Consider the following 10837-nt stretch of genomic DNA (forward strand, 5'->3'; position numbering starts at 1 on the left):
ATGCGCTTTCGCGCGGTCTTCCCCTTCATGCTCGCACACCCGATTCGCCGGGGGCACAGGGCGGGCTCAGCGGGATGCGTCACATCGACACGACCGCCATCGTCAGGGTGACGTGAAGCAGTTATGATAGATAACGTCAATTCGACGAGAAGTTGCTCTGGAGAACAGAAAGGGTGCGTGTCGTGACCACCGCCCAGCCCCGTCAGGATCTCGACGTACAGCCCACCCCTCTCGCGCTGCTGCTGCTCGGCCGTGAGGCCGACCCCAGGAGCGAGCGCGGCGTGGAGTGCCCCGGCGACCTGCCGTCGCCGTCCGACCCGGATCTGGTGGAGCGCGCCCGCGCGGCCAAGGAGAAGCTCGGGGACAAGGTCTTCGTGCTCGGCCACCACTACCAGCGCGACGAGGTCATCCAGTTCGCCGACGTCACCGGCGACTCCTTCAAGCTCGCCCGGGACGCGGCCGCGAAGCCTGAGGCCGAGTACATCGTCTTCTGCGGCGTGCACTTCATGGCCGAGTCGGCCGACATCCTGACCTCCGACGACCAGAAGGTCGTGCTGCCCGACCTGGCCGCCGGCTGCTCGATGGCCGACATGGCGACGGCCGAGCAGGTCGCGGAGTGCTGGGACGTACTGACCGAGGCCGGCATCGCCGAGCAGGTCGTGCCCGTCTCGTACATGAACTCCTCCGCCGACATCAAGGCCTTCACCGGCAAGCACGGCGGCACGATCTGCACCTCCTCCAACGCCAAGCGCGCGCTGGAGTGGGCCTTCGAGCAGGGCGAGAAGATCCTCTTCCTCCCCGACCAGCACCTGGGCCGCAACACCGCGGTCCGCGACATGGGGATGTCCCTGGAGGACTGCGTCCTCTACAACCCGCACAAGCCGAACGGCGGGCTCACCGTCGAGGAGCTGCGCAACGCGAAGATGATCCTGTGGCGCGGGCACTGCTCGGTGCACGGGCGCTTCTCGGTCGACTCGGTGAACGACGTCCGCGAGCGGATTCCCGGCGTACGGGTCCTGGTGCACCCCGAGTGCAAGCACGAGGTCGTCTCGGCGGCCGACGAGGTCGGCTCGACGGAGTACATCATCAAGGCCCTCGAAGCGGCCCCGGCCGGCTCCAAGTGGGCGATCGGGACCGAGCTGAATCTGGTGCGCCGCCTGGCCAACGCCCACCCGGACAAGGAAGTCGCCTTCCTCGACAAGACGGTCTGCTTCTGCTCGACGATGAACCGGATCGACCTGCCGCACCTGGTGTGGACGCTGGAGTCCCTCGCCGAGGGGAACCTGGTCAACCGCATCGAGGTCGACCGCGAGACGGAGCAGTTCGCGAAGCTGGCGCTGGAGCGGATGCTGGCGCTTCCGTAGCGCATACGCGAGTGACGCAGGGAGGCCCCGGCACCGAGAAAACGGTGCCGGGGCCTCTCGCTGTCGTACGAAGGAACTCAGACCTTCGCGGTCTCCTGCTCCGTGTCCGACTGGGCCGGGATTCCGGCCTTCTTGGCCCGCTTGGCCTCCTTCTTGGCCGCCCGGCGCTCCTTGCGGAGCTCCACCAGTGCGTACAGCGTCGGGACCAGCAGGAGGGTGAGCAGCGTCGACGTGATCAGACCGCCGATCACCACCACGGCGAGCGGCTGCGAGATGAAGCCGCCCTCGCCCGTGACGCCCAGCGCCATCGGGAGCAGCGCGAAGATCGTCGCCAGGGCCGTCATGAGGATGGGACGCAGTCGGTGGCGGCCGCCTTCCACCACGGCCTCGATGACGCCCATGCCCTGCTTGCGGTACTGGTTGATCAGGTCGATCAGCACGATCGCGTTGGTGACCACGATGCCGATGAGCATCAGCATGCCGATCATCGCCGGGACGCCCATCGGGGTGCCGGTGATCACCAGCAGGCCGATCGCGCCGGTGGCCGCGAACGGGATGGAGACCAGCAGGATCAGCGGCTGGATCAGCGAGCGGAAGGTCGCCACCAGCAGCATGAAGACGATCGCGATGGCCGCCAGCATGGCCAGCGCCAGGTTGACGAAGGCGTCGCTCTGGTCCGAGGAGACACCGCCGATCTCGACGCTCGCGCCCGCGGGGAGCTTCTTCTTCACCTCGTCGATCTTGGACTGGAGGGCGGTCGTGACCGCTCCCGTGTTGTCACCCTTCGGCTTCGCCGTGATCGTCGCGGCGCGCGCGCCGTCGATACGGGTCATCGAGACCGGACCCGGTACGAGCTTCACCTCGGCGATGTCGCCGAGCTTGACGGCGCCCAGGCTCAGGTTCTGCAGCTCGTCCAGTGTGGTGGCCGGGTGCGAGGACTTCACCACGATGTCGCGCTCGGTGTCGTCCAGGATCGCCTTGCCCGAGGTGGTGCCGCGTACCGCCTGGGCCACGGCCGCGCCCAGCGTCGTCTCGTTGAAGCCCGCGTCGGCCGCCTTGGCAGTGGACTTCACGGAGATGCGCGGGACGGACTGGGAGAGGTCGCTCTCGACGTCCTTGACGTCCTTGAGGCTCGCGACGGCGTCCCGTACCTGCTCGGACGCCTTCTTCAGCGTCTCGCCGTCACCGGCCTTGACCACGACGCTCAGGTCCTGGTCGCCGAAGCCGCCGCCCGAACCGACGGTGGTGTCACCGATGCCGTCGAGCTCCGCGAGGTCCTTCTCGATCCGGTCCTGGGTGGCTTCGTAGTCCGACGCGCTCTTCAGGGTGAGCTGGTACGAGGCCTGGTTGGCGCCCGTACCGCCGCCGAAGGCCGCCATGAAGCCGGAGGATCCGACCGTGACCTGGTAGTCCTTGATCGTGTCGATCCCGTCGAGGACCTTCTCGACCTTCTTCGCCGCCACGTCGGCCGCGTCCAGGCTGGTGCCCGGGGTCAGCTCCTGCTTCAGCGTGAGGGTGTCCTGGTCGCCCTGGTCGAAGAAGTTCGTCTTCAGACCGGAGGCCAGGCCGACGGTGCCGACGAGGACGACCGCCGCGATGACCAGGCTGGTGATGCGGCGCCCTGTGGCGAAGCGCAGCACCGGGACGTAGAGGCGCTGCAGCGGGCTGCGGGCCTCCTTCTCCTCCGCCTTGCGGCGGAGCTCCTCAGGGTCGACGCCCTCCGAGCCCTTGGGGGCGCGCAGGAACCAGTACGAGAAGACCGGGACCACGGTGAGCGAGACGAGGAGGGAGGCGAGCAGGGCGGCCGTCACCGTGATGGAGAACGAGCCGAAGAGCTGGCCCACCATGCCGCCGACCAGGCCGATCGGCAGGAAGACCGCGACCGTGGTGAGGGTGGAGGACGTGACCGCTCCGGCCACCTCCTTGACCGCGGCGATGATCGCGGACTCGCGCTCCTCGCCGTAACCGAGGTGCCGCTTGATGTTCTCCAGGACCACGATCGAGTCGTCGACGACCCGGCCGATCGCGATGGTCAGCGCGCCCAGGGTCAGGACGTTCAGGGAGAGGTCACGCGTCCACAGCACGATCAGCGCGAGGAGGACCGAGAGGGGGATGGAGATCGCCGTCACCAGGGTGGAGCGCAGCGAGGCCAGGAAGACCAGGATGATGATCACGGCGAAGAGCAGACCGAGGGCGCCCTCGGTGGTCAGGCCGGAGATCGACTTCGAGACGGAAGGGCCCTGGTCGAAGATGACGGTCAGATCGCTGTCGGAGCCGAGGGTCTTGCGCAGCTCGGGCAGCTTGTCGTTGACCGCGTCCGAGATGCCGACCGCGCTGCCGTTCTGGTCCATCGTCAGCGAGATGGAGAGGCTGGGCTTGCCGTTGGTGCGGGTGATGGAGACCGCGGTGGCGGGCTGCTCCTTCACCGTCGCCACGTCGCCGAGGCGAACGGGCTTGCCGGGCTTGCCCGTTGCCGACTGGGGCTGGGGCGCGATGCGCAGATCGGTGATCTGCTGCACCGAGGTGTAGCCGCCGCCGATCTGGACCGTACGGCTCTTGCCGTCCTCGGAGAAGTTGCCGGCCGGCAGGGTGGCGCCGCCCGCCTGCAGCGCCTGGCTGAGGGAGAGCGTGTTGAGTCCGGCGGCGGCCAGCTTCTTGTCGTCGGGGGTGACCGCGACCTGGAGGTCCTGGACGCCGTCGACGCTGACCTGGCCCACGCCGTCGATGTCCTGGAGGGCGGGGACCACCGACTTGTCGAGCTGGTCGGCGAGCGCCTGCTGGTCCTTGGTGGAGGAGACCGCGAGGACGACGGTGGGGATGTCGTCCGTGGAACCGGCCACGATCTGGGGGTCCACCTCGGTGGGGATCTGGGCGCGGGCGCGGTTGACGGCCTGCTGGACGTCGGCGACGAGCTGCTTGGTGCCGTTGCCGTAGTCGAACTGGGCCATGATCACGGCGTTGCCCTCGCTCGCCGTGGAGGTCACACCCTTGACGCCGTCGACGGCCTTGATGGTGTTCTCGAGCGGCTCCACGACCTGCTTCTCGACCACATCGGGGGACGCACCCTGGTACGGGGCGATCACCGACACCATCGGGAACTCGATGGTGGGCAGCAGCTGCTGCTTGAGCTGCGGGATCGCGATCGCACCGAAGACGACGGCGACGATCGATATCAGCCCGATCAGGGCCCGTTGCGCGAGGCTGAATTTTGCCAGCCAGGACATGGGGTCTCTCTTCTGTGGCGTACGAGGCAGGAGGGCACAGTCGGGTGCCCGTCTATACCTTCGGCCACGAGGAGGGACCGGTTCGTCGCTCGCAGGTCTCTTCCTTATCCGGCGCATACAGCAGGCGCAGTACGCCGCTGCTACGACCCTGGGTGGACCAGGCCCGATTCGTAGGCGATTACCACCAATTGGGCCCGGTCGCGGGCCCCGAGCTTCGCCATCGCCCGGTTCACATGGGTCTTGACGGTCAGCGGGCTCACCGTGAGGCGTTCGGCGATCTCGTCGTTGGAGTGACCCCCCGCGACCTGGACCAGGACCTCGCGCTCGCGGACGGTGAGCGCCTCGAGCCGTCCGGCGTACGCCTCGGGGCCCGGGCCGTCCGCCGAACCGGCGCCCTGCGCGAGGAACTTGGCGATCAGGCCTTTGGTCGCGACCGGCGAGAGCAGCGCCTCGCCTGCTGCGGCGATGCGGATCGCATTGAGCAGTTCTTCCGGCTCCGCCCCTTTTCCGAGGAAGCCCGAGGCCCCGGCGCGGAGCGACTGGACGACGTACTCGTCCACTTCGAAGGTCGTGAGCATCACGACGCGTACCGCGGCCAGTTCGGGGTCCGCACTGATCAGGCGGGTGGCGGCCAGGCCGTCCGTACCGGGCATCCGGATGTCCATCAGAACGACATCGGCCCTGGTGGAGCGGGCCAGCGCGACGGCTTCGGCGCCGTCCGCCGCCTCCCCGACGACCTCCATGTCGGGCTCGGAGTCCACCAGGACGCGGAACGCGCTGCGGAGCAGTGCCTGATCGTCGGCGAGCAACACTCGGATCGTCATGTGCTCTCCCCTGCGGCGGTCTTGACCGGAAGGATCGCATGGACGCGGAAGCCGCCGCCGTAGCGGGGGCCCGCCGAGCAGGAGCCGGTCAGCGCGGTGGCCCGCTCGCGCATGCCGATGAGGCCGTGGCCGCCGCCCTCCTCGGGCTCCACCGCGTCGTGGGGGCCGGTGCCCGCTCCGTCGTCGAGGACCGTGACCTCCAGGCACTGCCCTACGCGGACCACGCTGACCTCGGCCTTGGCCCCCTCGCCCGCGTGCTTCTGCGCATTGGTCAGCGCCTCCTGGATGATCCGGTACGCCGCCAGGTCGACGGCGGCGGGGAGGCTCGCGGAGGCATCGGTGCGGGCCACTTCGACGGGGAGGCCCGCATTGCGGAAGGTGTCGACCAGGTCGTCGAGCAGGGCCAGGCCCGGCGCCGGTTCCGTGGGGGCCTCGGGGTCGCCGGACTGGCGCAGGAGGCCGACCGTGGCGCGGAGTTCGTTCAGCGCGGACCGGCTGGCTTCCCGTACATGGGCGAGTGCTTCCTTGGCCTGGTCCGGGCGCTTGTCCATGACGTGGGCCGCCACTCCGGCCTGGACGTTGACCAGGGCGATGTGGTGGGCGACGACGTCGTGCAGATCGCGGGCGATGCGGAGCCGTTCCTCGGCGACGCGGCGCCCTGCCTCCTCCTCGCGGGTGCGCTCCGCGCGCTCGGCCCGCTCGCGAATGGCGTCGACGAAGGCGCGGCGGCTGCGTACGGCATCGCCTGCGGCGGCGGCCATGCCGGTCCAGGCGAAGATGCCGAGGTTTTCCTGCGAGTACCAGGGGGCCTCGCTGAAGCCCATCGCGAAGCCGGTGAGGACGGCCATCGTGAGCAGGCCCACGCGCCAGGTGGTGGGGCGGTCAGTGCGCGCGGCGATGGAGTACAGCGCGACGACGGCGCTCATCGCGACGGGCGCGGGCGGTACGGCGAAGACGAGCTCCACGGCGGTGACGGAGCAGGTCACCGCGAGGACCGCCATCGGAGCGCGGCGCCGCAGCACCAGGGCGCCCGCGCCGATCACGATCAGGATCAGGCTGAGGGTTTCGGGGGTGCGGGTGACGAAGGTGTGGCCGTCGGGGCCTCGGGGGTCGATGAAGGAGCCGAGGACCATGCAGATGAGTACGGCCAGGGCGAGGGCGGCGTCCAGGGCGAGGGGGTGGATCCGCAGCCAGGCTCGCAGGCGCGTGAAGGCGGGGGGTGCCGGCGGCGGGGTGCTCACGGGGGACAACGGTACGGGGTGCGCGGGGGCGCGCGTACCGGCGGGGAACATCCCCGATCCCGCCCCCTTGCCGAAGCCAGGGCTGCGCCCGGGACCCCGCTTTTCGGGGGCTCCGCCCCCGGACCCCCGCTCCTCAAACGCCGGAGGGGCTTGATTTTCGTGCCCCATCAAGCCCGTCCGGCGATCGAGGACAACGGGTCAGCCCGGGATCAGGCCGTCGTCGCTGAGCATCTCGCGGACCTCGTCGAGGCTCGCTTCCGGGGACGGGAGGATCAGCTCCGAGGGCTCCAGGGCGTCGTCCGGCAGGGGGCTGCCCAGCCTTCGTACCGCATCCAGGAGCGCGCTCAGCGTCCGGCGGAAGCCTTCCTCGTCACCGCTCTGCATCTCGGCGAGCAGTTCGTCGTCCAGCTTGTTCAGCTCGGCGATATGGCCGTCCGCCAGATCAAGCTGGCCTTCCCCCATGATCCGTACGATCATGTCGCCGCCCGTCCTTACTGCTTGTCGAACTTCGGGGTCTGCTGGTCCTGGGGACCACCCTCAATAGCCTGCTGCGAAGACGGGCCGCCCGCCAGTTCGGCCTTCATCCGCTGCAGCTCCAGCTCGACGTCGCTGCCGCCGGAGATCCGGTCCAGCTCGGCCGTGAGGTCGTCCTTCGCCATGCCGGTCGGGTCGTCCAGCGCACCCGAGGCCAGGAGCTCGTCGATCGCGCCGGCGCGGGCCTGCATCTGGGCGGTCTTGTCCTCGGCCCGCTGGATCGCGAGGCCGACGTCGCCCATCTCCTCGGAGATGCCGGAGAACGCCTCGCCGATACGGGTCTGCGCCTGGGCCGCGGTGTACGTGGCCTTCAGCGTCTCCTTCTTCGTACGGAAGGCGTCGACCTTGGCCTGCAGCCGCTGGGCGGCGAGCGTGAGCTTCTCCTCCTCGCCCTGCAGCGTCTGGTGCTGCACCTCGAGGTCGGAGACCTGCTGCTGCAGCGCCGCACGGCGCGACAGCGCCTCGCGCGCCAGGTCCTCGCGGCCGAGGGCGAGCGCCTTGCGGCCCTGGTCCTCCAGCTTGGAGGTCTGGCCCTGGAGCTGGTTCAGCTGCAGTTCCAGGCGCTTGCGGGAGGTCGCCACGTCGGCGACGCCGCGGCGCACCTTCTGCAGCAGTTCAAGCTGCTTCTGGTAGGAATAATCGAGGGTTTCGCGCGGGTCCTCAGCCCGGTCCAGGGCCTTGTTGGCCTTCGCGCGGAAGATCAACCCCATACGCTTCATGACACCGCTCATGGGCTTCGCGCGCCCCCTTCTGTACGGACTTCAGCTCCAGCACTTGAACCCACAGTACGGGCCCTGTCTCTATTACCGCACTGTTCGGGAGCGGATGCGCTCCTCCCCAAGGACGACTGCTCCCCGATCCCGTCAGGCGTAGGGAGTAGGTGACCGTAGGGGAACTCCCGGGGGACCCCGGGGCAACCCCCCTCGAAACCCACCGTTGCGGGATCGTTCCCCCTGAGGCTGGGGTCCATGCACGTCACCCCGTACCCTTGGGCTTTGTGTTCCGAAGCCGCGCCAATACCAATGACGAGAAGGCCTCCACCGACAAGGTGACGACGGACCTCTCCCGTGACCCGCAGGCCCCCAAGGGCCGCCCCACTCCCAAGCGGAGCGCGGCGCAGTCCCAGAGGCGCCGTGCCGTCACGCCGACGACCGACCGCAAAGAGGCCGCCAAGCGCCAGCGGGAGGTCCGCAGGACGGACCTCGCCAAGCAGCGCGAGGCCCTCGCCAGCGGTGACGAGCGCTTTCTGCCCGCCCGCGACAAGGGCAAGGTCCGGCGCTTCGCCCGCGACTTCGTCGACTCGCGCTTCTGCATCGCGGAGTACTTCCTCCCGATGGCAGTGATCATCCTGGTCCTGTCGATCGTGCAGGTCCCGGGCATCCAGAACATCGCGCTGCTGCTCTGGCTCTTCGTGATCGTCCTGATCGTCGTCGACTCGGTGGGCCTCTGGTTCCGGCTGAAGAAGCAGATCAACCTGCGCTTCCCGGACGAGCCCAAGCGCGGCGCGGTCGCTTACGGCCTGATGCGCACCCTGCAGATGCGCCGGATGCGTCTGCCGAAGCCGCAGGTCAAGCGCGGAGAGCGACCCTGAGCAGCACGGAAGCCCTGGGCTTCGAAGGTGCGTCGTCCGTCTGGCTGAAGGGCCTGGGCGGGCTGCGCAACACCGTGCGCCAGGAGCTTGTCGCCCGTCAGGTCGACGAGCAGATAGCCGTACGGTTCCCGGTCGGCCAGCGGCTGCGGATACTCGACGTCGGCATGGGCCAGGGCACCCAGGCGCTGCGCCTGGCCCGCGCCGGTCACACGGTCACCGGCCTGGAATCCGACGCCGAGATGCTCAAGGTGGCCCGTGACGCACTGGTCACCGAGCCCGAGGGCATCCGCGAGCGGGTGCGCTTCCTGGAGGGCGACGGCCGGGAGACCGGCGTGCACTTCCTTCCCGGCAGCTTTGACGTGGTGCTCTGCCACGGGGTCCTGATGTACGTGGGCCAGCCCGACGCCATGCTCGCGGGCCTGGCCCGGATGCTGGCGCCCGGCGGTCTGCTCTCGCTGCTCGTACGGAACGCCGACGCGCTCGCGATGCGGCCCGGGCTCGCCGGGGACTGGTCCGGAGCGCTGGCGGCGTTCGACACGGACTCCTACACCAACCGGCTCGGCCTCGACGTCCGCGCCGACCGCCTGGACGCGCTGACGGCGACGCTCGCCGGGATCGCCGCACCGCTGCACGCCTGGTACGGCGTGCGGGTCTTCACCGACCTCGTCGGCAACGACGAGGAGCTGCCGCCCGCCCAGGAGCTGGACCGGATCCTGGCCGCCGAGGACCGGGCCGGGCGCACGGATCCGTATCGCCGGGTGGCCGCGCTGCTGCATCTGTGCGGCGTACGGGGCTGATCCCACCCCCCTCCCCCACCCCCTGATCGGCGGCGCACAGCAGGCCGAACCCAGGGGGCAAAAGAGACACTTCGGGCATGTATGGATCACGCACGCGGCGGCTGACGCTGCCCCTGAGCGCAGGTGTCTGCGCCATTGCCCTGGTCGGCGGCTGCTCCGGCTCCGGCTCGGATTCCGGATCGTCGTCCTCGTCCTCGTCGACCTCTTCGTCGTCCTCCGGCTCCGGCTCCGGCTCCTCCTCGGAGAGTGGCGGAGATCTGCAGAGCGACTATCAGTCGACGATCAAGAACGTGCTGCCCTCGGTCGTCCAGATCGTGGCCGAGGAGGACCTCGGTTCCGGCATCGTCTACGACGACAAGGGCCACATCGTCACCAACGCCCATGTGGTCGGCAGCGCGAAGACCTTCAAGGTCACCACCGCCACCGGCAGCGAGCAGCTGACGGCCTCGCTGGTCTACAGCTACCCCGACCAGGACCTCGCCGTGGTCAAACTGGACAAGATCCCCGACGGGCTGAAGCCGGCGAAGTTCGCCGACTCGTCCAAGGTCGACATGGGCCAGATCGTGCTGGCGATGGGCTCCCCGCTGGGCCTCTCCAGCAGCGTCACGCAGGGCATCGTCTCCGCCACCGGACGGACCGTCAGCGAGGGCCGTACGGGCGGCGGCACCGGGGCCACCATCGCCAACATGGTGCAGACCTCGGCGGCGATCAACCCCGGCAACAGCGGCGGCGCGCTGGTCAACCTGGACGACCAGGTCATCGGCATCCCGACCCTGGCCGCCACCGACCCCGACCTGGGCGACAGCGCGGCCCCGGGCATCGGCTTCGCCATCCCCTCGTCGACGGTCACCAACATCGCCGACCAGATCATCAAGGACGGCAAGGTCACCGACTCGGGCCGGGCGGCGCTCGGCATCACCGCGCGTACGGTCGTCGACGACAACTTCCAGCCCGCGGGTGTGGCGATCGTCTCCGTCACCGACGGCGGTGCGGCGGACAAGGCCGGGCTGAAGGCCGGGGACATCATCACCAAGCTGGGCGACACCGACATCACCACGATGAACTCGCTGTCCACGGCGCTGGCTTCGGACAAGCCCGGCCAGAAGGTCTCGGTGACGTACGACCGGGACGGCAGCAAGAAGGCTGTCGAGGTCACGCTGGGGGAGATGTAGGGCGGGGGCGGGGCGGGGGGGGGGGGGGCCCCCCCCCCCCCCCCCCCCCCCGCCGGGGGGGGGAATAAAACACAGTAGGGGGGCGGGGCC

At 69.4% G+C, this 10837-nt stretch carries 9 protein-coding genes; 4 read left to right on the forward strand and 5 right to left on the reverse strand.

Translation table 11 applies throughout. The features are described from left to right. Positions 1-173: 173 nt before the first annotated feature. Positions 174-1364 carry a quinolinate synthase NadA gene (nadA, locus tag AB0H78_RS30045; protein WP_363237792.1) on the forward strand — a complete coding sequence of 397 codons (1191 nt, stop codon included), beginning with the start codon at positions 174-176 and terminating at the stop codon, positions 1362-1364. Between the two features lie 77 nt (positions 1365-1441). Here nadA and AB0H78_RS30050 read toward each other — a convergent pair whose 3' ends face one another. The 5 genes from AB0H78_RS30050 to AB0H78_RS30070 all read right to left on the reverse strand — a co-directional run bounded on the left by AB0H78_RS30050 (position 1442) and on the right by AB0H78_RS30070 (position 7918). Then, positions 1442-4588: an efflux RND transporter permease subunit gene (locus AB0H78_RS30050; protein ID WP_363237793.1), complete on the reverse strand. Its 3147-nt coding sequence runs from the start codon at positions 4586-4588 to the stop codon at positions 1442-1444. Between the two features lie 140 nt (positions 4589-4728). Next, entirely contained in the window at positions 4729-5412 is a 684-nt protein-coding gene (locus tag AB0H78_RS30055; protein WP_363237794.1) for a response regulator transcription factor, read from the reverse strand. After that, entirely contained in the window at positions 5409-6653 is a 1245-nt protein-coding gene (locus AB0H78_RS30060) for a histidine kinase (RefSeq protein WP_363237795.1), read from the reverse strand. The genes AB0H78_RS30055 and AB0H78_RS30060 overlap by 4 nt, the downstream gene beginning before the upstream one ends. A 198-nt stretch (positions 6654-6851) precedes the next feature. Further along, on the reverse strand, positions 6852-7130 hold the full coding sequence (locus AB0H78_RS30065; RefSeq protein WP_363237796.1) for a hypothetical protein: 279 nt from the start codon (positions 7128-7130) through the stop codon (positions 6852-6854). A gap of 14 nt (positions 7131-7144) precedes the next feature. After that, a complete protein-coding gene (locus AB0H78_RS30070; RefSeq protein WP_363237797.1) occupies positions 7145-7918 on the reverse strand; it encodes a PspA/IM30 family protein in 774 nt (257 codons plus the stop codon). 266 nt (positions 7919-8184) lie between these two features. Here AB0H78_RS30070 and AB0H78_RS30075 point away from each other — a divergent pair, with 266 nt between their 5' ends. The 3 genes from AB0H78_RS30075 to AB0H78_RS30085 all read left to right on the forward strand — a co-directional run bounded on the left by AB0H78_RS30075 (position 8185) and on the right by AB0H78_RS30085 (position 10747). Further along, positions 8185-8778, forward strand: a complete 594-nt coding sequence (locus AB0H78_RS30075) for a DUF3043 domain-containing protein (protein ID WP_363237798.1) — start codon at positions 8185-8187, stop codon at positions 8776-8778. Between the two features lie 74 nt (positions 8779-8852). Further along, positions 8853-9575 (forward strand): methyltransferase domain-containing protein, encoded by a 723-nt coding sequence (locus tag AB0H78_RS30080; RefSeq protein ID WP_363237799.1) that lies wholly within the window; start codon positions 8853-8855, stop codon positions 9573-9575. 77 nt (positions 9576-9652) lie between these two features. Beyond that, positions 9653-10747: a trypsin-like peptidase domain-containing protein gene (locus tag AB0H78_RS30085; protein ID WP_363237800.1), complete on the forward strand. Its 1095-nt coding sequence runs from the start codon at positions 9653-9655 to the stop codon at positions 10745-10747. Positions 10748-10837 lie beyond the last annotated feature (90 nt).

It is taken from the genome of Streptomyces sp. NPDC050738 (genome assembly GCF_040654175.1).
GTDB lineage: Bacteria > Actinomycetota > Actinomycetes > Streptomycetales > Streptomycetaceae > Streptomyces.